Genomic DNA, 21327 nt, shown 5'->3' with positions numbered 1-21327 from the left:
GCTCCCGCCCATCGATCAGGCATCAAAGATACCCTCCTCCCGTTGGGCCAGGCCTCGCTGCGCTCGGCGGTTGGCGCCTGACGACAAGCCCCAGAAATTAACGCGGTGGAGTGTGGCTAAACGCAACCGCGCCGAGCCGAAAGCGAGGCGCCCGGCCCAAGGCTGTTCGACGAGCTGACGCAGTCAGGTTGGCGCGGGCGCGGGAGCCCCCACCTTACCGCCTTGAGAGACTCACACATGGTTCAGAGCCGTTCCGCCAAATCCGCCGCTCGCCCCCCGGTGCGCAAAAGGGACCAAACCTCATCTGTCAGTGACCCACCGATCAGCTTGGCAGCCTTGGTGCGCACCCGCTCCTCTCGTATGGCAAGCGGCAGTGGCGCCTGCAGATCATGGGTTGCCTCATCTCGGCTGCCATCGCGGCGCAAGATCGACAGATGGGCTTGGGTTTCCGTCAGGGTCTCATCTGCCTCGACGTTGATCCGGCCCCGCAACGCGATCAGGCGCGGATCGGCGCAGACCGCCTCGGAATAACTGTCGAGCCGCGCGGTATCATGTCCAAGCGCATGCATCGCAAGCACCGTGCGATACGAAAACTTGGCGCCAAGGCCCGTCGACGGTTCCGTCTGATTGCATACGCTCATCCAGCGTGGATGGGTGCGCACCGTCATCTCGGCCACTTCCGGCTCGGCGATATCAAGCGTCCGCGCAGCCTCGAGCGCGGCGTGAAGACCATGACAGCAGGCGTGGAACTTGTGGCTGACGGTCTCGAACAGCCATTCGACGCCGAGCCCCTCCAGCGCCTCATTCAGGTTACTCTCCCCGTGATGAGTGGCGCCAAAGCCGAAGCTCCCTTCAAGTGCATCCGGATTGGCCTGAAATCCGCGTTGAACCAATTGCACCACCTCGACTCCGGCTGAAGCAGCAAGTCCCGCGTTATAAGGCTTGCCCATGGTTCCGAACTGCGCCTTGAGCCCTGCCGCACGCGTAGCTGTAAGGCCCAGGGCCTGTGCCATACCATCGGCCTGCAGCCCCACCAGCCGACCAGCAGCCACGGCTGCGCCAAAAGCCCCCGCAGTCGCAGTCTGATGGAACCCGATTTGATAGTGGCTGCGCCCCAACCACAGGCCCACACGAACGGAAACTTCCATACCTACAAGAGCCGCTTCAAGCACCTCGACCAGAGGCAGATCGCGCATCTCGGCCATGGCCAGAGCTGCGGGGAAAACGGCGACAGATGGATGGCCGATGTGGGCGAAATGGGTGTCGTCATAATCAAGCGCGTGACTGATCGTGCCATTGGCCAAAACCGCAGAGCGCGCCGGGGCTGCACCACCGCCGAAGACATGCGCCTGGCCCGCCCCCTGTTCGACAAATACCATGTCGCGGACGATCTCGGACACAGGTTCAGCCTGGCCTGCGCGTCCCACGGCGAACCAATCGAGCGCGGAGAGAGAGGTCACCAACCGCGCCGAAGCGGTGGTTGTCACGGGGCCAGCGGCAAAATCCGCCAAATGCGTGGTTAGCTAAGTCATGGGCGTAGTGTAGCGCGCCGCAGATGGGGGTAAAGTCTAAGTGTAGAGCTCGGCTGCGCGGCGTTCGAATGCACGCACGATCCGCTGCATCGCCTCGTTGAAAACCACACCAATAACCCCTTGAAGAATCGCGTTTTTGAACTCGAAATCTACGAAAAAGGATACATCGCAACCGCCATCTGGACGATCAGCAAAAGCCCAGGTGGATTTCATGTGGCTGAACGGGCCGTCTAGGTATTCGGTATCGATCTTGTACTCATCGGGGAACAGCGTCACACGGCTGCCAAATCGCTCGCGGAAGACTTTGAAAGAAATTACCAGATCCGCGTCCATGACCGTTGCATCCCCCACCTCGTGCGTGCGCCGGATGCGAGCCGCTGAACACCACGGCAGGAACTTGGGATATTGGCCCACATCCGCTACCAGATCATACATCTGTTGCGCGGTGTACGGCAGATGGCGGGTCTCGGAGTGGGTGGGCATTTGGGCCTGTATTTTGGGGTGACTCTGGGCGATCATGTCGTATGTTGCGCGACAAAGATCAAGGGGGTAGCGATGAGCCAGCGTGCTTATGTGATTGATACGATGATTTCGGCCAAGGCCATTGCGGCCCGGATTGAAGAGTTGTGCCGTGAGATTCAGACCGAATTTCAGGGCACCGACAAGCTGGTTGTTGTCGGCCTGTTGCGTGGCTCGTTTGTGTTCATCGCCGATCTTGTGCGTGAGCTGGACCTTCCGATCGAGGTGGATTTCCTGGAAGCGTCATCTTATGGCGACGCGATGGAAAGCAGCAGAGAAGTTCGCATTCTCAAAGACTTACGCGGCGCAATTGAAGGGCGTGACGTGCTAGTGGTAGAGGATATTGTCGACACCGGTCACACGCTGAACCACGTCACTCAACTGCTGGAAAGCCGCAGCCCCAAACGGTTAAAATCCATCGCTCTGCTGGACAAACCGTCGCGGCGCGAGGTTGATTTCCGTTCGGATTGGATCGGGTTCGAAATCCCGGATGAATTTGTCGTGGGCTATGGCATCGACTATGCACAACGCAACCGCAACCTGCCGTTCATCGGCAAAGTGCGTTTTGTTGCAGATGCAGAATAACGGCCAAAATCTGCAATGCACCATGCGTGCACTAACCGTGCACCAAGCGTGCACCGCTTGACGCGCGGCAGCGCAGCAAGTTTTGACCCGAGGGAGAGCAGATGAATATCCGCCATTTTCTGCGAATGTCCCGCTGGGCCCGCAACCCGCCGTCTGAAAAACAGGTGTTGCGGTTGCTTGCAGTGTTGGGAGTGTGTTTGATCCTGTTCGGGATCGAGTATTTTGGGTTCTGGCCGGAATGGGCGAAGGTGAATTCGTTGAAGCCATGACGAGACCGGCGTCGCCAAAGCCCGAGCTACGCCCGATCATCCCCCCGAGATTGCGATTTGTACATCTCGATCAAAAAATCCCAGCGCAGTCTTTGAGGCCAGACTTCCAAGTCTAAGAGAGAGGCCCCGCCCAAGGTCCTGTAGACCCAATGGATTAATCGCGGATGCATCGGCGTGGGAACGGAAAATGCGCCTTTGCCCTGTCACCTAGTGTCAAATTCCATAAGCCGGATCGCGCGGTCATCAGAACGACTACCAATGTTTTCAGCCTGTCGTACAACTGGAGGCTCTCATAGCTTCGACGGCGGACAACGCAACAATCGCGTTACCGGCTACGACCTCAAGGCACTGATATTTTTAAACTTCCTCGGGGCACTAAATCTCAGACATCGACCGAAGTGGGCAACTGTGAGCGAATTCAATCCTTGCTGAAGATGTCTCTGATCAAGTCCGAGCCGATGTAAGTTGTCTGTTGCCGGGATGGGGTGTCATGGTTTGATGTTAGGCACACCAAGTTCCTTCAAGTCATCTACCCAACGTGTGAGGTACGGTTCGCTTTCGAAAGGCGCTTTTTTTGCTTCCTGGATGGTGAAATCAGGATTGGCCGTCAGGAACTCTTTAATGACGATCTGCGCATCGTCGTTAAACCCAAGCCGGAGCAGGACCGGTGCATAGGTGCGCTTCAATCCGTTGGGTATCTCGTTCATCTTTTCGATGGAGTTTTTTGCCCCAATGTAGTCCTGGGCAAAATACTGGGCCCACCCAAGGTTCCAAAGGTACCAATCCTGATGATGGGGATTCAGACGTATCGCCTGCTTCATTCGATCAACGGCCTTGGCTGCGTTGCCCCCATAGACAAGCGGATCAATGGAATCTGCCAAAACGGACGCCGAATTCGGATTGAGTGAAATGGCCTTGTCATAGAGCTCGGCCGCCCTTTCCAAGTTGCCACTTTGCGTTGTGGCGTTGGCCAGAACCCAATGGCCTTTGAAATTGAATGGCTCCAGTTCGATAGCTTTGCGCGCCATCTGAAATGCGCGTTCCAGCGACTCGTCGCGTGTCAGCGTATTGGTCCACCCCCAACGATAGCCGTTGATGTGTGCCCAGGCATTTTCAACATATGCCCCGGCGTAGTTCGGATCGAGCGCAATTGCCTTGGCGCTGAACTCTTCCGCCTTGATGTTTCCCTCTTTCGTGAAAGTAAACCATTCCTCCTGAGCGCGCTTTCGCAACTCATAGGCACCAAGGCTTTCAGTTGGCTGGTGCTTTAGACGGCTGTATTCTGCTAGATCAATGTTCGTTGACAAAAGAGAGGCCACGGTGCGCGTGATTTCATCCTGAACCGCGAAAATGTCCTGCAGCTCCCGGTCATAGCTGTCCGCCCAGATGTTTTGACCTGTTGTCGCATCAATCAGTTGAGACGTGACCCGCAACCGATCCCCCGAGACCTGCACTGCGCCCTCAACAATGTAGCGGACCCCCAACTCCCGAGCCACCTGTTGAACATCTGTCGGGCTGTTTTTGTAAGTGAACGTCGAATTGCGCGCGACGACGAAAAAATCAGCAAATCGGGACAAGGCCGTCAGGATATTTTCGCTTAAACCATCGCTAAGAAAATCCTGTGCGGGATCGTTGTTGAGGTTGTCGAACGCCATGACGGCTATCGATGGTTTACCGGACACATTCGCGAGGTGACCCTCTGGTTCCGAGGGCATTTTGGAAAACCACGTCAGCCACAATACGGTTCCGCCCAAAACCAGAGCTAAAATGGCTATGAACGCCGGAAGCATCCGCCGCCCGGTTGGTTTAGGTACTGCCTGTGCAACCGGAGAAATGATGCCTGCGGCCTTATCGTCCCTGACCAGGCGGAACACCCGCACTGGATCAGAGATGTTCTTTACCTCATGCATTCCCAAGTCTTCGATGGTCAGATCGAGTTTGGTTTTGACCTGTTCGACAACATTGGCCGACATGTAGATGCTGCCGACGGAAGCGAGGCTTTCAATTCGTGCCGCGACGTTGACGCCATCCCCAAAAATGTCGCCCTGATCCACAACTATGTCGCCAATGTTTAGACCAATTCGGTACCGCACTTGCGCGTCCTGAGGCACGTCCGCATTGGCGGATTCTACATGGTGCTGCATTTCAACTGCGCATTGGACTGCCTCGACTGCGCTTGCGAATTCGACAAGCAAACCGTCGCCCATAAGCTTAACAATTCGACCGTTTCGGGCGGTGATTATTGGTTCGAACAACTGCTCGCGATGGGATTTGACAGCAGCAAGAGCCCCCGCCTCATTTTTTTGAACAAGGCGGCTGTAGCCGACCACATCGGCCGCAAGGATCGCAGTCAGACGTCTTTCCAACACTCGGTCTCCGAATATAGGCTTCAAGCTAAACTGAAAGTGCTGTCCAAGCCAGATGCATCACCCTTTTGAAAGCTTGAAATAACCGACACCAGAAACTGTATCAGTGCGTTGTTTTACCGGGCCCATGCGCAATGCGGCGGACACAACAAGAAGATGACGTCATGCTTGGCCGTGGGTTGAATGACCTGGCATGTCATGTGGAATGGAAACCTTACAGAGTCTACTTTTCCCAGAAACTCGGCCTTAGCAAGACAATGATCAGCGGCCTTCTGGGTAGTCTGACCCTGCGACAACTTGACCATCCCTTCACATCCTGCAAAGAGGGAGCATCAAAGCGTTTCAGCCTGAGACCCGGTCGGCGTGATCCTGTCACGCATCTCAAACAATCCGCCGCATCAGACGGCATGGGCCTGGCCAAAAACGCGCAAGGGGAAACACTATGCTCGCATACATCATCCGGCGGGTGTTCCAATCCGTCATCGTTTTGTTGGTGGTGGGGTTGGTCGCCTTTTCCATGTTCCGATTTGTCGGTGATCCCATCGACAACATGCTGGGACAGGAACGCACCCAAGCCGACATCGACCGACTGCGCACGGACCTTGGCCTAGATCAGCCATTTCCGGTGCAGTACTTCAAATTCCTGCAGGGCGCGGTCCAAGGCAACTTTGGCGTGTCCTATCGCCAGGGTCGCCCAGTTTCGACCATCATCGCCGAACGCGCACCTGCGACGCTGGAACTGGCGCTGGTGTCGGGGTTCCTGGCCATTAGCATTGGCATCGCATTGGGCGTCTTCACCGCGATCCGAAGGAACGGGATAGCCGCCAATACGATCATGACGCTCAGTCTCATAGGGGTGTCACTGCCAACCTTCCTCATAGGCATCTTACTTATCTACATATTCTCGGTGGAGTTGGACCTCTTACCCAGTTTTGGCAGGGGGGATACGGTGCAAATCGGCGGCTGGTCTACGGGCTTTTTGACGGTCTCAGGGCTCAAGGCGTTGATCTTGCCGTCGATCACACTTGGCCTCTATCAGATGACGCTGATCATGCGTCTGGTCCGATCCGAGATGCTTGAGGTGCTGCGTGCCGATTATGTCCGCTTTGCCCGCGCGCGCGGGTTGGCCGAACGCGCCATCAACTTCCGCCATGCGCTGAAGAACACTCTGGTTCCGGTGATCACGGTGACGGGCCTTCAGCTTGGCTCGATCATCGCCTTTGCGATCATTACTGAGACCGTGTTCCAGTGGCCAGGCGTTGGCCTGCTGTTCATCAACGCGATCCAGTTTGTCGACATCCCCGTGATGGCCGCCTACCTGATGCTGATTTCTGTGATGTTCGTGGGCATCAACCTGATCGTTGACCTTCTTTACTTTGCCATCGACCCGCGCCTGCGCGTGGATGGGAGGACCGCATGAGCGATACAACCAAAGACCTCGCAACCAAGCCGCCGTCGCGCTTGGCAACATTCTGGGACAGCGATTTCGTCTGGTCCTTCCGCCATTCACCGGTGGCGATGATCGCCCTTCTGGTGGTTGCGATCCTGCTGCTGGCCGCGCTGTTCGCGCCGCTGATTGCGCCGCATGATCCTTTCAACCCGGCCACGCTGAACCTGATGAACGGGTTCACCCCACCGGGGCAGCCCAATGCGTTCACGCAGGAAACCTTCCTGTTGGGTACCGACGACCAGGGCCGCGATGTGTTCTCGACCATCCTGTATGGTCTGCGCATCTCCCTCTTCGTGGGTATCTCGGCCGTCATGCTGGCGATGATCATCGGCGTGGTACTGGGCCTTGTCGCGGCTTACGTCGGCGGCTGGACCGAGACCATCATCATGCGCGTCGCTGACGTACAGCTGACCTTTCCGGCCATCCTGGTGGCCATGCTGATCTTTGGCATCGCCAAGGGGATCACGCCGCCCGAGTATCGCAATGAAATGGCGATCTGGGTATTGATCGTGGCGATTGCGCTGTCGGACTGGGTGCAGTTCGCCCGCGTTGTGCGTGGTGCCGCATTGGTGGAGAAGAACAAGGAATACGTTCAGGCCGCCCGCCTGATTGGCCGTGGTCCTATTCCGATCATGTTCCGCCACATGCTGCCCAACGTTTTGTCGCCGGTTCTGGTCATCTCGACCATCTCGCTGGCGCTGGCGATCATCGCCGAGGCAACGCTCAGCTTTCTGGGTGTGGGTGCACCACCGACGCAACCCTCGCTGGGTACGCTGATCCGCATCGGTCAGGGGTATCTCTTCTCGGGTGAATGGTGGATCCTGCTGTTCCCGTCGATCACCCTGCTGGCCCTCGCCCTGTCCATCAACCTGCTCGGAGACTGGCTCCGGGACGCATTGAATCCGAAGCTACGATGACCCTGCTTGATATCAACAAACTGACGGTCGAGTTTCCGACCCGTCGCAAGGTGTTCCGCGCTGTCGATGCAGCGTCGCTCACCGTCGAACCCGGTCAGATCCACGGTCTGGTTGGGGAATCCGGGGCTGGCAAGTCCACGATCGGCGCCGCCGTTCTGGGCCTGCTGGAACGTCCCGGCCACATCACCGGAGGGGATATCGTTTTTAAGGGCGATACCATCAGCGGTCTGAATGCCGACGCCATGCGCAAGCTGCGCGGCAAGAAGATCTCGATGATCTTTCAGGATCCGCTGACCTCTCTCAATCCGCTGTTCACGGTCAAGGAGCAACTGGTTGAAACCATCCAGGCACATCACGATGTTTCGGATGCCGAGGCCGTTCAGCGCGCGCGCGACCTGATCGACCGGGTTGGCATCCCTGACCCGGACACCCGGCTAGATCAGTACCCGCACCAGTTTTCAGGGGGCATGCGTCAGCGCGTGGTGATCGCTTTGGCCTTGTGTTCCGAGCCGGATGTGATCATCGCGGATGAACCCACAACGGCTCTGGACGTCTCGGTTCAGGCGCAGATCCTTGAACTAATCAAGGAACTTGCGCGCGAACGTCAGGTGGGCGTCATCCTTGTGACCCACGACATGGGCGTGATTGCGGAAACCACCGATGTGGTGACCGTGATGTATGCCGGTGAAGTGGTCGAAAGCGGCCCAACCGAGCAGGTCATGGGACGGCCTGAGCATCCCTATACCAAATCGCTCATCGCCGCCGTGCCGCGGCCTACGTTGAAGCTGCATCGCTTTCCGCAGATCAGTTATGGCGGGCGCGAAACCCGCTTTGCGATCGAGGATCTGGCGCGCAATTGGCCCAAGGTGGAAAATGATCCGTCCAAGCCTTTGTATGAGATCAAGGGGATCACCAAGCGGTTCCTGCAAAAGCGCGGGCTACTGCCGTGGAGCCGTGAATATTTCACCGCCGTGGATCAGGTCAGCTTTGACATCAAACCCGGTGAGGTCTTTGGCGTCGTAGGTGAGTCCGGGTCCGGCAAATCCACCGTCGCGCGGATGATCGCGGGGCTTTATCAGGTGGATGAAGGTGAGGTCATCTTTGATGGCAAAACCGTCAGCAACCTGAGCGACAAGCCCGTACAAGAGGCCTATCGCCAAGACATCCAGATGATTTTTCAGGACCCGTTTTCGTCGCTCAACCCGCGCATGCGGGTCGATGAAATCGTGGCCGAACCGATCCGGCATCACAAGCTGATGGAGGGCAATGCCATCCAGAAACGCGTGGCCGATTTGCTGGACCAGGTAGGGCTTGGTTCCTCGGCGGCGTTGAAATACCCACATGAGTTCTCGGGTGGTCAGCGTCAGCGGATTTCGATCGCGCGGGCCTTGGCGACGCAGCCGAGGTTCCTGATCTGTGACGAACCAACCAGTGCTTTGGACGTGTCGATCCAGGCGCAGATCCTGAATATCCTGAAGGACCTGCAGGAACATCTTGGCCTGACCATGCTGTTCATCAGTCACGACCTGCCAGTTGTACGTCAGATGTGCGACCGGGTGGCAGTGATGAAGGCAGGCAAGATTGCCGAGATTCAGGACACGGAAAGCCTCTTTGCCAATCCGCAGACGGAATACACCCGCGAATTGCTGGATCTGATGCCGAAGCTGGACGATCTCTCGACGGAAAACCTCGAGTAAACCCCGTCACAAGACAAAACAAAGCCCCGCCCGACAAGACATCGGGCGGGGCTTTTTAATGTGAAAGGCTCAGCGAACCACGTAGACTGACACCTGTGAATGGCGCACGACACGCGCCGCGTTGGGACCCAGCAGATAGTCTTTGAAGTCCGGCTTGTGGGCCCCGATCACGATCAGATCGGCGCCTGCGCCTTCGGCCGTTTTCAGGATCTCCTGATAGGCCGTGCCTGTGGCGACAACGTGACGAATTTCTTCGTTTCGATCCTCGCCCAGGGTGTCGATGCACAGGCGCTGCAACTGCTCCCCGGCCTCATGCACCGCCTTTTCGTGGTGATCAGCCTCAAAGAACCCCGATACCCAGCTCTCGCCGAAATCAGGCAGCACCGTCACGACATCCAGCCGTGCCCCGTCCATGTCCGCCAGTTTGGCGGCACGGGCCAGGACAGGTCCGTCATGTTCACCGTTGCTGATGTCGATTGCACAAAGAATGGACTTGCTCATGCGGGTTCTCCTTCTTTGGCGGCACGGCCGCGTTGCAGCATCGCGATCAGACCCAACAGGATCAGCGCCGGGATGTAGACCAGCTCTTTGAAGGGTTGATCGGCAGGTGCCTGGATCGAGGCGATCTGCACTGGATCGTCGGCGTAGAAGTCAAACGATTCCAGGTTGGCTGCGACGGGCGAGCCAAAGGCCGGTTCGTCCAGCTTCATCACGCCGTCCTCTTCCAACAGCAGCAGGCCAAAGGCATCGACGCGCGCTGCACCATCCGCCTCGGGGCCAACGGTCAGCACCAGGGTGGTTTCCTTGGTGTTGCCGGTGTCGAAGTCCGGGCCACTGACGACCATTCGGATCTCCTTGCCCTCTTCGGCTTCCCCCACCGCTTGCACGAATGCAGCCGGTTCGATGTTTTCGAATGGGGGCACGATACGGTTCATGAAGAAGTCCGGGCGGAACAGTGCGAATGCCACCAGGATCAGAGCGATGCTTTCATAGATACGGCTCTTGGTCAGGAAGTAGCCCATGGTACCCGCCGTGAACACGAGGATCGCGATGGTTGCCGCTATGGCCACGATTATCCCTTGCGTCCATGTCACATCAATCAACAACAGATCGGTGTTGAAGATGAACACAAACGGCAGGGCCACGGTGCGAAGCGAGTAGAAGAAGGCCGTGAAGCCGGTCTTGATCGCGTCACCGCCCGACACAGCAGCCGCCGCGAAACTCGCAAGCCCCACGGGGGGCGTCACATCCGCCATGATCCCGAAGTAGAACACAAACAGGTGCACCGCGATCAGCGGCACGATCAGGCCAGACTGCGCGCCCAGTTCCACAACCACGCCCGCCATCAACGAGCTGACAACGATGTAGTTCGCCGTGGTCGGCAAGCCCATGCCCAGAACAAGGCTGAGCAGACCCACCATCACCAGCATCAGGATCAGGTTGCCGCCGGACAGGAACTCGACCAGATCGGCCATTACCTGTCCCACACCCGTCAGCGTCACGGTCCCCACGATCACGCCCGCAGTGGCCGTGGCCAGGGCGATACCGATCATGTTGCGTGCACCGTCGATCAGCCCCTGCCACAGGTCGCCGACACCTTCCATGAAGGTCGCGCCCATGTTGGTCTGACCACGGAAGATTGCCTTGAGCGGTTTCTGCGTCAGCAGGATCACAAACAGCAGCGCAGTTGCCCAGAACGCCGAAAGACCCGGAGATTTCTGTTCGATCATCAGGAAGTAGACCAGAACGATGATCGGCAGCAGATAGTGCAGACCCGCCTTGTAGATCTCGGACACCACGGGCAGTTCGACCTCTTTGGCGTTTGGATCATCCGGCACTAGGTCGTCCACGCCAGACGCAAACCACAGAAGGATGACATAGGCCAAGACGATCAGCGCAGACAGTGCGAGGCCCGAGGCGCCTGGCATCATATTGATGATGAACTGCACCGGATATTGCACGCCGTAGCAGAGGCCCGCAAAGCCAGCAAAGAACAGCGCCATGCCGCCAATGGTCCGACCCATCGACACGACCCGGTTGCCCAGGGTCGGCATGTTCCGCTTCACCGCTTCCAGATGCACGATGTAAACCAGCGCGATGTAGGAAATCGCAGCAGGCAGGAACGCGTGGGTGATGACCTCGACGTACGAGATGCCCACATATTCCACCATCAGGAAGGCCGCCGCGCCCATGACGGGTGGCATGATCTGACCGTTGACTGACGAGGCAACCTCGACCGAACCAGCCTGTTCGCTGGTAAAGCCCACCCGCTTCATCAACGGGATGGTGAAGGTGCCGGTGGTCACAACGTTGGCGATAGATGAGCCCGAGATCAGGCCGGTTGCGGCCGAACCCACAACGGCTGCCTTTGCGGGGCCACCACGCAGGTGGCCAAGTGCGCCGAACGCCATCTTGATAAAATAGTTCCCTGCCCCGGCCTTATCCAGCAAAGCGCCAAACAGAACGAAGAGGAAGACGAATTTGGTCGAAACCCCCAAGGCGATGCCAAAGACGCCTTCGGAAGTGATCCACATATGGCTCATCGCCTTTTTCAGGCTGGCGCCTTTCCATTGGATCACTTCGGGCACCCAGTTGGATGAACCAAAGAAAACATAGGCCAAGAAGATCGTTGCGATGATCGCCATTGCCGGGCCAAGCGCACGGCGCGCGGCTTCGAATAGCAACAGCAGACCGGCGAGCGCGAACCATTTGTCCACGTCATCGGCAAGTCCGCCTGAATCCACGATTTTCTGATAGAATATGTAGCCATAGAGCGCGATACCCGCCCCCACGACACCCATGATCCAATCCTGAATCGGGATATAGTTTCGCGGACTGGATTTGAGCGCCGGATAGGCCGCAAACGCCAGGAACATGGCAAAAGCCAGATGGATCTGGCGAGAATTGTTAACAACGCTACCGGGCAGAAGAAGGTTCGAAACTGGCGAGGCCAAAACGACCTGGAACACGGACCAGATCACGGCCACGATTGCCAGGAACAGCCCTACGCTGCCAGCCGGATCACGGGCGCCCGCATCGGACGATGCGACCAGATCCTGCAGTTCTTCTTCGGTAAGCGGACGATTGCCCTGAGTATCAGAGGCCATAGATCATCTCCCTGTCCAACCGCCTCGTGTCAGAACGGCCTGACCGGGCAGTTTCTTTTTTGACCCGTTGTCCGGGTGAGAAACGAGGCGCCAGATGGCGCCTCGTTCCGTTAGCCTTGGTGGATTATTCCATCCAGCCTTTTTCTTTGTAGTACTTCGCAGCACCGGGGTGCAGCGGAGCCGAAAGACCGTCCTTGATCATCTCTTCAGGGGTCAGGTTGCCAAACGCGGGGTGCAACTTTTTGAAGGCGTCGAAGTTTTCGAAGACACCGGACACCAGCGCATAAACTGCGTCATCCGACACGTTGGCCGAGGTCACAAGTGTTGCGCCCACACCAAACGTATGGGTGTCATCTGGGTTGCCGCGGTAGGTACCACCAACGATTCTGGCCTTACGGTAGAACGAGTTTTCGTCAACCAGTCGATCAACACCCGCGCCATCGACGTTCACCAGAACCGAGTCACACGCTGTGGTGGCTTCCTGGATTGAACCGGACGGGTGACCAACGGTGTAAACCATCGCGTCGATCTGGTTGTCACACAGAGCCGCCGACTGTTCAGCTGCTTTCAGCTCGGTGGCCAGAGCGAAGTCTTTCATGGTCCACTCTTTGGCAGCCATCACCACTTCCATGGTGCCGCGCTGACCGGAACCGGGGTTGCCGATGTTCACACGCTTGCCTTTGAGGTCGTCAAAGTTGGTGATGCCAGCGTCTGCGCGGGCAACCACGGTGAAGGGCTCGGGGTGGACCGAGAAAACGGCGCGCAGGTCTTCGAACTTGCCGGCGTCCTGGAATTTCGAGCTGCCGTTGTAGGCGTGGAATTGCCAGTCGGACTGTGCCACACCGAACTCCAGCTCGCCTTCGCGGATGGTGTTGATGTTGTAAACCGAACCGCCAGTGGATCTCGACCGAGCAGCGCACGCCGTGCTCTTTGCGGCCTTTGTTCACCAGACGGCAGATCGCGCCGCCAGTCGGGTAATACACGCCGGTCACACCGCCGGTACCGATGGTGATGAACTCTTCGGCGAAAGCTGCCGGAGCCATCATTGCGGTCGCCGCCAGAGCAGTCAGGCTCAGCTTGCTGTAACGTTTCATTTAAGAACTCCCAGTTTCTTTTTTGCGGTCGGGAGGTCCTCGTAGTGGCTTTCGATCCAAATGCACAAGCCCACACTTTCGCGTGAGCCCCCTGCAACAGGTCAAAATATAAGAACTTTTTCTCTCCCGATGCGAACAGGGTTTCACCCGTGCCCGCGACTTGTCAAGGCTCATTGGGAGACTGCGGGGATCGTCGACCATGGAATCTTCAAAACTGAAGACAAAATCCGAATTTTCCCCGCAGCAGAGGTTCAGCTGCTGAACGTGTTAATCAGAAGCCTTTGCCCGGGCTTCCAATTCTCGGATTAACGCCCGTGCTTCGTCGCCTTCGGGAATCGGTCGGCCACTGTCACGCCATTCTACGGCGGCCTTGAAACCCTCAGCCTGGGCATAGCGACGGAACCAGAGCCCTTCGGGATTGTGGCGGGTAATGCCGTCAAAAACGGTCGCCATCATCTGGGTTTGCTCAAGCCCCATGGTCAACATGACCTGATTGACCACCATCTTGTGCATCGCCAGATGGCCCGAGGGGACGCCAGCGATCCGGCGCGCCATCTTCATGGTCTCGGCCTCTAGCTGGTCAACGGGCACGGAGTAATTGGCCAGCCCCCATTCGGCGGCTTGTTTGCCGGTGATCAGGTTGCCGGTAAACATCAGCTCTTTCGCCCGTGTCGGGCCCAATCGATAGGTCCACATCGCCGTCGTCGGGCAGCCCCAGACGCGGGTGGGCATGTAGCCGATGCGGGCATCATCCGCCATCACCAGCATGTCACAGCACAAAGCGATGTCGCTGCCACCGGCTGCGGCCGCGCCATGCACCTTTGCAATGGTCGGTTTGCCGCATTTCCAGAGCGTCATGAAATCTTCGGTGTTCTTTTTCATCACGGCATAGTCGACCATCGGATCCCAGGGATAGCTCTCCTGCTGACAAGGATGGTCGATGTCCTGCTCGGCATAGGCCCCCAGATCATAACCGCCGCAGAACCCCTTGCCTGCGCCTTCGACCACGATGACGTGCACCTGATCGTTGGCCTCGGCCCATTCCACCGCGGCACGAATTTCCGCTGCGGCGTTTCATCGCAGATCGCATTCAAACGCTCGGGCCGGTTCAGCAACAGGCGCGCAATGCGGGGCTCATCCGGATCATGGTCAATTCGCAGGGTAGTGAACTCGGGCATCTTTTCTCTCTCCTCCGGGTGAATGCAGGACTATGGTTTGGCCGACTTGACGATCCGTCAATGGGGGCATGGCGGAACGAACCCCACAACCCCACGTCACAAGCACCGGCGGCTTTGCCGCAGGAGGGCGGCTTGACCCGGTTCAGATCCGGGCAGAAGGTGCGGACAAGATGAAACCCGAACCACACATATCGCGCACTTTGGCTTTGGGCACACGACTGCCCGTCTTCCTGGGGATGATCTGTGCGCTCATGGTCGGACTTATGGTCTGGGCATCACCGGCATCTTCGTTAGACATTACGGCCGAGGCCGAAACTCATTGCCCGAAAGAGATGACCTGCCACGCACCGGACCGGAACACGTGCTGTCAGGGGCATCTTTGCAATGCGGAAATTTCTGTGGCTCCCATCGGCGCAGCCAGTACCGAGACGCCCTGGGCCAAAGGGCTGCCAACATTGTTCCACGCCTTGGCAGATGGCATCCTGCCAGAGTTCGACCCGCCCCTCCCCGTCTCTGATCGTGACCGACCCTTCAGCACCATCAGGTGTGAAAACGCGAACGAAACCGAGAAAAACTGATGCAACCTGCTAGATTGACCCTAGGCGCACATACCGCGCCACAAATTTCCATGTCTTTTTTGACCACCTGTAAGAGGGCGAGATCATGACGGACGACTTCAAAACCGGCCTAACGCGCCGCAGCTTTCTTGCCACGGCCACCGTAGCGGCGCTGTTGCCCCTGCCTGCGCGCGCCTCAGTCCCCACATTGACCGCACGGCCCGGGCAGATCCGCTTGCTGCCAGACGAGTATCCCGAAACAGAGGTCTGGGGCTTTGAAGGACAAGTGCCCGGCCCCATGATCCGGCTGCCCCAAGGCCAAGCGATGACCCGCAATCTGGTCAATCAATTGCCCGCACCCACATCCATCCACTGGCATGGCGTGCGCGTACCCAACGCCATGGATGGTGTTCCCGGCATGACCCAGGATGCGGTCCAGACCGGGGATGATTTCACCTACAGCTTCACACCTCCGGATGCGGGTACCTATTGGTATCACTCGCACCATCAATCGACCGAACAAGTGGCGCGCGGGCTTTACGGCGTTTTGATCGTGGATGAGAGTGAACCGCCGGACGTGGACCACGATCTGACCGTGGTTCTGGATGACTGGCGGCTGACCAAAGAGGGTACCATAGCCGAGGATTTCGACCGACCCCATGACTGGACCCACGCCGGGCGGTTGGGGAACTTCGTTCACGCCGTGACTGCACCAGAGATGACCACTGTTCGCAAAAACGCCCGCCTGCGGCTGCGGCTGATCAACGTGGCAACCGACCGCATCATGGAACTCAGCTTGATCGGGTTGGAGGGCAAGATCGTCGCCTTCGACGGCATGCCTCTGCTGCGACCACAAACGCCCGAGAAGTTGTTCATGGGACCGGCGCAACGCGTCGACCTGATTGTCGATGTCACGGCAGATGTGGGCGAAGATGCCTTGATCGCCAGCCACGAACGCGACGGTGTCTTCGCCATTGCCGAGTTTCCCGTGGACGGGTCAGACACCCGGCGAGGGGAAATGCCCGCCCTGCCCGACAACCCGCATCACCGGCTAACGACGGTCAAAGATGCACGCAAGGTTCCTCTCAAGATGGAGGGCGGCGCCATGGGCGGCCTACGCGAAGCTACTTTCAAGGGGCAACGTCTGAGCATTCAGGAGATGGTACAACTGGGTCAGGCCTGGGCCTTCAACGGCGTGGTTGGTATGCCGGATGAGCCACTGCTCTCTGCAAGTACGGGTGAGACGGTGATGATCGAGATGGTAAACGACACCGCCTTTGCCCATGCCATGCACCTGCACGGTCAGCATTTCCAAGAGGTTCTGGACGATGGCACCTTTGGCCCCCGGCGCGACACGCTGCTGATGGGGCGCGGCGAAACGCGTACCGTCGCGTTCCGCGCTGATGCGCCCGGCAAGTGGCTTCTGCACTGCCATATGCTGTCACACGCCGCCGCCGGCATGAGAACATGGCTGAATGTGACCTGATATCGGCGCGCGGGGCATCCAGCCCCGCGCGCTACACCCCCAGGCGTTTCGAATAGAGATGATCGTAGTGCGGCTTCATCCGTCGATGCACACGCCACACCCGTTCAGGCGTGCTTTCTAGATCGACATACTTGCGTTTCTGCGGTGTCAGCCCTGTCGATTTGGCCAGATTTGCGTGAAACGAACCACCATCCCACCAGCTGTGCGCTGACGGATCGCCACCCGGCTCCCAACTCAGCGCGTCGGGCAGGAACGGAATATCCACCGCCTCGCAGAACATCCGCGTCAGGCGATGCGGATCTTCGAGCAGATCGTCGCTGTCAATCACCGGCGGCGCGATACCATTGAGTGCGGTGATCAGATCAAACAGAGCACGTTGTTCGGGAAAGCCGACCTCTAACTCGTCGAAATCGGGCCATTTGTCATACATCGAGGTGATGGTTTTGGCCGGATCACGGATCAGGAAGGCGTGGGTGAAATGGGACAGAAACTCGGCGTCCCACATGTGGTTGATGTAATGAGGGAAGTCCTTGATGAAGACCGGCCCCTGTTTGGCTCGCGCCTGAATGTCGTCCCATACGCTTTCCAGCGTCAGACCAGGCGTGGTCTTTTCCCCGTCGGTGAACCGCGGCCACAGAGGGTCTTCGCCTTGATACCAAGCCTCGCCAAAGGGTTCATGCAGGCAATCCATATCCCCACGTTGACGCATCATCCATTCAAACGCGGTCGAGGTCGACCGGGGCACCGCCCACAGGGCTACTATCTTGTGCATGGTCACTCCTTCAACGACGACAGCAGGCGACCCTGTCGGGTTTCTGGACCGAGCCCCAGCGTCTTAAAGACCCGCCAGTAAAGCGCGATGTCGTGGCCAACGACGGGCTTGCCCAACCGTTCCTCTAGCTCGGCGTCATAGTGGACCGGGCGCTGTGCGATCCCATCCTTGGCGCGGCGATAGTTGCTCATGCCGTTGATCAGGTAAGCGTCCACATTGGGGGCCTGTTCGGCGGTATAATCAAACGACTTCCAGATCAGATCTTCGTCAAAGCACCAAATGCAATCGTCGACTTCTTGCTGCGATCCAAACCAGCCCTGATCAAAGAAGTTCCCGGCCCAGACCACATCGAACCCAGCCTCGCGCAAGAAGCCCACGGTGCCCTGATACCAGCTGGAGGGGTGATAACAGGCGTTCAGCGCCACCTTTTCCACGTTCAGTTCGCGCAGCGCCTCGACCATGGCGTAACCGGCCATGTGAAACGGGGTTTCGTATTTGTCCGACAGCATCTCGCAGTGCTGCCTGATGCCCTCGACCCCCAACCCGCTGGCATGGACCCAGTTCGATCCTACCTGTGCACAAACGTCGGCGCCATTGTTCGCCATGCACTCCATGAACTCCTCAAGCAGGCCAAAGTTCTTTTTCCTTTGGTCCAGCCGGTGCTCATAGTCCGGGACATGCAGCATCCGGCCATGTACGCCGACACTGCGTGGGGCCATGCGCAGGAAATCCGAGGGCGCAGCGTCAAAATCATGCGGCGGGCATGTGAAACCGACCTGATGGGGAAAGAGTTTGACCTTATGGTCGCGCCACTTGGGCGGCTTTTGATATTGGGTCATCGCTTGGGGCACCGAATTGTTGCGCTCAGATAATCCGATCCTCTCGCAGGCTGTTTGGCAAATCCATTGCTTTCGAAGGACGTCGACAATATCAATTTTGATATGAGCAAGCGACGATACTCCCTCCCCTCGATCTCGGCCCTGACCGCGTTTGAGGCCGTGGCACGTCGCAAGGGGTTTGCACGCGCCGCCGAAGAGCTGAACACCTCGCAACCCGCGATCAGCTAAGCACATCCGCAATCTTGAAATCCGCTTTGGTACCCGGCTCTTTCATCGCGACGGCCATGACATTCGCCTGACCCCTGCGGGCGAAGGGTTTTATTCATCCTGCCTGCAGGCATTGGACGGGTTGCAGCAGGCTGTTGACACAGTCGCGGAAACGGCACGCGAAGTGACGCTCGCCAGTTCTCATGCCGTTTCTCATCTTCTGCTGATGCCCCGTTATCGCGATCTAAGGCGCGCCTTGGGCAAAGGTGTTGAGCTCAGGTTTCTGACTGCCGAATACCATCTGATCGGCGCGGCGATCGAAACCGGAGCGGATATTGTTTTTGAGTATGCGCGCACCCCGCCTCGTCGCGAACACGTACTCATTTGCCGGGAAGAGGTAAAACCCGTGGGCACCCCTGAGGTAGTGGACCGAGCGATGGCGGCCTGGGCAGGCGATGGCTTAGCGCCTGGGTTGCTGGAACTGCAACAGAGAAACCTTGGTTGGACGACGTGGCGAACCTGGCAGGCCGCGCATCCGTCGGCGGCAAGCTGGACCGAATGCGACACCCACGACAATTATGTCTACGTGCTCGAAATGGCAGCGGCGGGCGCCTAGCCTGGCCTTGGGATGGCGCGGATTTGTCAGCAGCTACCTGGAACGGGGAACGCTGGTCGGGCTACCTGTTCCATGGTTTTCAACCGATGTCGGTATCTATGCGCGTCTGACCCGCAACGGCGAGAGAAATGACAGAGCACGGGCCTGCTTGACCGCGTTGAGCGCGCTAAACGACACATAAAAAAAGCCGCAGAGGCATACGCCCTTGCGGCTTAGGAAAGTTGAGGGCCGCCAATGGAACGGCGGCCCTTTCGCGTTCTTACTCGGCAGGTTCTGCAACACCCGCTTTTTCGCGATGGCTGTCACGATAAAGCGCTTTGGCAAGCGCCACACACATCAGCCCCATGACCATGGTGAACGGCAACGCGCCGATGATCATGGCGTTGCGCAAGGCGTCCATCGGGTTGTTCTCACCCGCTGCCAGGATCAGCGCGCCAATCACAGCTGTCAGGATCAGACCCCAAACGATCTTGTGCTTGTTGCCGACCTCTTGGTCGCCGCCCGACATGATGGTGTTCATCACCAGAATGCCCGAGTCCGCCGAGGTGACCAGGAAAGTCATGATCAGCACCACGCACATGATGGTCAGACCGGACAGCAGCCCGCCTTCGATCATCTGACCCAAGGTCACGAACAACTTGGCGGTGTTGGACGCGCCGATGATTGCGCCATCGGCGCCACCAGTAAGTTCCAGATCAATCGCCGTGCCACCCAAGATGGTCATCCAGGCAAAGCAAACCATCGCCGGAGCAAACACGCAGCCGATGATGAATTCACGCACGGTGCGACCCTTGGAGATACGCGCCAGGAACAAGCCAACAAAGGGCGAGAAGGCAATCCACCACGCCCAGTAGAAGGTTGTCCAGCCTGCTTGCCAACCGAATTGACGTGCCGGTTCACCCGCTGCATAGGCTGCTGTCAGCACTTCGTCGGACAGAGCAGCGGCTTCGCCTTCCAGACCGGATTTGAAACCTGCAAAAGATCCCCATGCGTTGGTTGCACCGCCGCGTAGAGCATCTGCAAACGGTGCAGCTTCACTTGGCAGGCCTGCCGCAAAATCAGACGCAGATTGCGGACCGAATGCGCCAAAGCTAAGCGAGATAAAGTTCAGCACATAATCGACAAATGCCGACGCATATGTGGTCATCGCAAACAGGAACGAACCGAACGCAACAAAGGTAAAGAGCAGGATAAGCGACAGAACCAGGTTCAGGTTCGACAGGTACTTAACGCCGCGACCAACACCCGAAACAGCCGAGATGATCGACAGGCCCATGATCACGATCAGACCCGCCAGTAGACCAACTGTCCCCGGAGCAGGTGCTTCGCCCGTCATGTCCATCATCCACTCCATACCGGTGATCGCATAGACACCGTCAATGAACTGAGACACGCCGAAACCGATCGTCACCGACACACCCAGGATGGTGGCAACAACGCCCAGAACGTCAACGACGTGACCCAGGAAACCATTCATCAGCTTACCAAACAGCGGTGTCAGCGCGGTACGGATGGTCAGTGGCATATTGCGCGTATAGGCGTAATAGGCCAGCGACAGACCTGTCACCACGTAGATCGACCAAGCGTGAAAACCATAATGCAGGAAGGTGTAGCGATACCCTGACTGAAGCGAGGCTTCGGTGTTGGGCGCAACTTCTTGTGCGATGACAACGGGGTTCGATCCCCAAAGGCCCAGAGGTTCAGCCGTGGCGAAGACCATCAGGCCAACACCCAGACCGGCGCCAAACATCATCGAGAACCATGAGAAGTTCGAGAACTCGGGCGCTTCGCCCGGAGTGCCCATGATTTTCTTACCCGTTCCCGGAAGCATCGCCACCACAAACAGGAAGAAGGCAAAAAAGCCGACGATCACAATGTAAAACCCGTTGAAGGATTCCAACAAGCGGCCGTTCAGGCTGCCAAGAACACCATTGGCGTTGGCAGGCCATACAAGGGCCCAGATCACAAGTGCGACCATAATGGCTTTACTGAGCAAAGCGATTTCAACGCTGTGCCCCTCATAGAACCCACCCGAAGATCGCTTGATCTCCAGATCGGTGAAGGGTTGCTTGATTGACATGTGTATCCTCCCTGTTCGCACGTGTCCCTTGGTTCGGATTGAGAGAGTTTTCTGGC

Annotated in this window: 18 protein-coding genes and 2 pseudogenes; 10 read left to right on the top strand and 10 right to left on the bottom strand. The window is 58.0% G+C overall.

Annotated features, from left to right (window positions below):
- Positions 1 to 242 precede the first annotated feature (242 nt).
- Positions 243 to 1511: an MmgE/PrpD family protein gene (locus tag ACZ1HE_RS10970; RefSeq protein ID WP_472620787.1), complete on the bottom strand. Its 1269-nt coding sequence runs from the start codon at positions 1509 to 1511 to the stop codon at positions 243 to 245.
- A 57-nt stretch (positions 1512 to 1568) separates the two neighbouring features.
- Positions 1569 to 2015, bottom strand: coding sequence for a type II toxin-antitoxin system RatA family toxin (locus ACZ1HE_RS10965; RefSeq protein ID WP_472620786.1), 447 nt, complete (start codon positions 2013 to 2015; stop codon positions 1569 to 1571).
- Positions 2016 to 2087: 72 nt separating this feature from the next.
- On the opposite strand from ACZ1HE_RS10965, the gene hpt reads away from it, so the two are divergent.
- Positions 2088 to 2636 carry a hypoxanthine phosphoribosyltransferase gene (hpt, locus tag ACZ1HE_RS10960; protein WP_472620785.1) on the top strand — a complete coding sequence of 183 codons (549 nt, stop codon included), beginning with the start codon at positions 2088 to 2090 and terminating at the stop codon, positions 2634 to 2636.
- 101 nt (positions 2637 to 2737) lie between these two features.
- On the top strand, positions 2738 to 2905 hold the full coding sequence (locus ACZ1HE_RS10955; RefSeq protein WP_472620784.1) for a hypothetical protein: 168 nt from the start codon (positions 2738 to 2740) through the stop codon (positions 2903 to 2905).
- A gap of 488 nt (positions 2906 to 3393) precedes the next feature.
- On the opposite strand, the gene ACZ1HE_RS10950 is transcribed toward ACZ1HE_RS10955, so the two are convergent.
- Positions 3394 to 5235 (bottom strand): adenylate/guanylate cyclase domain-containing protein, encoded by a 1842-nt coding sequence (locus ACZ1HE_RS10950; RefSeq protein ID WP_472624443.1) that lies wholly within the window; start codon positions 5233 to 5235, stop codon positions 3394 to 3396.
- A gap of 478 nt (positions 5236 to 5713) precedes the next feature.
- On the opposite strand from ACZ1HE_RS10950, the gene ACZ1HE_RS10945 reads away from it, so the two are divergent.
- From ACZ1HE_RS10945 to ACZ1HE_RS10935, 3 genes are read left to right on the top strand one after another with little or no spacing between them, the layout of a single operon-like run.
- Positions 5714 to 6691, top strand: coding sequence for an ABC transporter permease (locus ACZ1HE_RS10945; protein WP_472620783.1), 978 nt, complete (start codon positions 5714 to 5716; stop codon positions 6689 to 6691).
- Positions 6688 to 7638 (top strand): ABC transporter permease, encoded by a 951-nt coding sequence (locus ACZ1HE_RS10940; RefSeq protein WP_472620782.1) that lies wholly within the window; start codon positions 6688 to 6690, stop codon positions 7636 to 7638. The genes ACZ1HE_RS10945 and ACZ1HE_RS10940 overlap by 4 nt, the downstream gene beginning before the upstream one ends.
- A complete protein-coding gene (locus ACZ1HE_RS10935; protein WP_472620781.1) occupies positions 7635 to 9335 on the top strand; it encodes an ABC transporter ATP-binding protein in 1701 nt (566 codons plus the stop codon). Before ACZ1HE_RS10940 ends, ACZ1HE_RS10935 begins: the two co-directional genes overlap by 4 nt.
- 69 nt (positions 9336 to 9404) lie before the next feature.
- Here ACZ1HE_RS10935 and ACZ1HE_RS10930 read toward each other — a convergent pair whose 3' ends face one another.
- The 4 genes and pseudogenes from ACZ1HE_RS10930 to ACZ1HE_RS10915 form a co-directional block, all read right to left on the bottom strand.
- Positions 9405 to 9836, bottom strand: a complete 432-nt coding sequence (locus ACZ1HE_RS10930) for a universal stress protein (RefSeq protein ID WP_085795682.1) — start codon at positions 9834 to 9836, stop codon at positions 9405 to 9407.
- Positions 9833 to 12442, bottom strand: coding sequence for a TRAP transporter permease (locus ACZ1HE_RS10925; protein WP_472620780.1), 2610 nt, complete (start codon positions 12440 to 12442; stop codon positions 9833 to 9835). The genes ACZ1HE_RS10930 and ACZ1HE_RS10925 overlap by 4 nt, the downstream gene beginning before the upstream one ends.
- 124 nt (positions 12443 to 12566) lie before the next feature.
- Positions 12567 to 13536, bottom strand: a pseudogene (locus ACZ1HE_RS10920) (TAXI family TRAP transporter solute-binding subunit).
- A 267-nt stretch (positions 13537 to 13803) separates the two neighbouring features.
- Positions 13804 to 14583, bottom strand: a complete 780-nt coding sequence (locus tag ACZ1HE_RS10915; RefSeq protein ID WP_472620779.1) for a crotonase/enoyl-CoA hydratase family protein — start codon at positions 14581 to 14583, stop codon at positions 13804 to 13806.
- Between the two features lie 199 nt (positions 14584 to 14782).
- Between ACZ1HE_RS10915 and ACZ1HE_RS10910 the strand changes: the two genes are divergently transcribed.
- Positions 14783 to 15292: a hypothetical protein gene (locus tag ACZ1HE_RS10910; protein WP_472620778.1), complete on the top strand. Its 510-nt coding sequence runs from the start codon at positions 14783 to 14785 to the stop codon at positions 15290 to 15292.
- Between the two features lie 85 nt (positions 15293 to 15377).
- Positions 15378 to 16757, top strand: coding sequence for a multicopper oxidase family protein (locus ACZ1HE_RS10905; RefSeq protein ID WP_472620777.1), 1380 nt, complete (start codon positions 15378 to 15380; stop codon positions 16755 to 16757).
- A gap of 31 nt (positions 16758 to 16788) precedes the next feature.
- Here ACZ1HE_RS10905 and ACZ1HE_RS10900 read toward each other — a convergent pair whose 3' ends face one another.
- Together ACZ1HE_RS10900 and ACZ1HE_RS10895 are read right to left on the bottom strand one after the other, a co-directional pair.
- On the bottom strand, positions 16789 to 17529 hold the full coding sequence (locus tag ACZ1HE_RS10900; RefSeq protein ID WP_472620776.1) for a sulfotransferase-like domain-containing protein: 741 nt from the start codon (positions 17527 to 17529) through the stop codon (positions 16789 to 16791).
- Positions 17530 to 17531: 2 nt separating this feature from the next.
- Positions 17532 to 18368 carry a hypothetical protein gene (locus ACZ1HE_RS10895; protein ID WP_472620775.1) on the bottom strand — a complete coding sequence of 279 codons (837 nt, stop codon included), beginning with the start codon at positions 18366 to 18368 and terminating at the stop codon, positions 17532 to 17534.
- Between the two features lie 102 nt (positions 18369 to 18470).
- On the opposite strand from ACZ1HE_RS10895, the gene ACZ1HE_RS10890 reads away from it, so the two are divergent.
- The 3 genes and pseudogenes from ACZ1HE_RS10890 to ACZ1HE_RS10880 all read left to right on the top strand — a co-directional run bounded on the left by ACZ1HE_RS10890 (position 18471) and on the right by ACZ1HE_RS10880 (position 19191).
- Positions 18471 to 18596, top strand: coding sequence for a LysR family transcriptional regulator (locus ACZ1HE_RS10890; protein ID WP_472620774.1), 126 nt, complete (start codon positions 18471 to 18473; stop codon positions 18594 to 18596).
- Positions 18597 to 18600: 4 nt separating this feature from the next.
- Positions 18601 to 18669, top strand: a pseudogene (locus ACZ1HE_RS10885) (helix-turn-helix domain-containing protein); the annotation flags it as partial.
- Between the two features lie 132 nt (positions 18670 to 18801).
- Positions 18802 to 19191 carry a hypothetical protein gene (locus tag ACZ1HE_RS10880; protein WP_472620773.1) on the top strand — a complete coding sequence of 130 codons (390 nt, stop codon included), beginning with the start codon at positions 18802 to 18804 and terminating at the stop codon, positions 19189 to 19191.
- Between the two features lie 259 nt (positions 19192 to 19450).
- Here ACZ1HE_RS10880 and ACZ1HE_RS10875 read toward each other — a convergent pair whose 3' ends face one another.
- Positions 19451 to 21271: a BCCT family transporter gene (locus ACZ1HE_RS10875; RefSeq protein WP_472620772.1), complete on the bottom strand. Its 1821-nt coding sequence runs from the start codon at positions 21269 to 21271 to the stop codon at positions 19451 to 19453.
- Positions 21272 to 21327 lie beyond the last annotated feature (56 nt).

This window comes from Falsiruegeria sp. JB4-1, assembly GCF_055693495.1.
The sequence above is the reverse complement of the archived record's forward strand: the minus strand, read 5'-3'. Positions and strand labels throughout refer to the sequence as shown.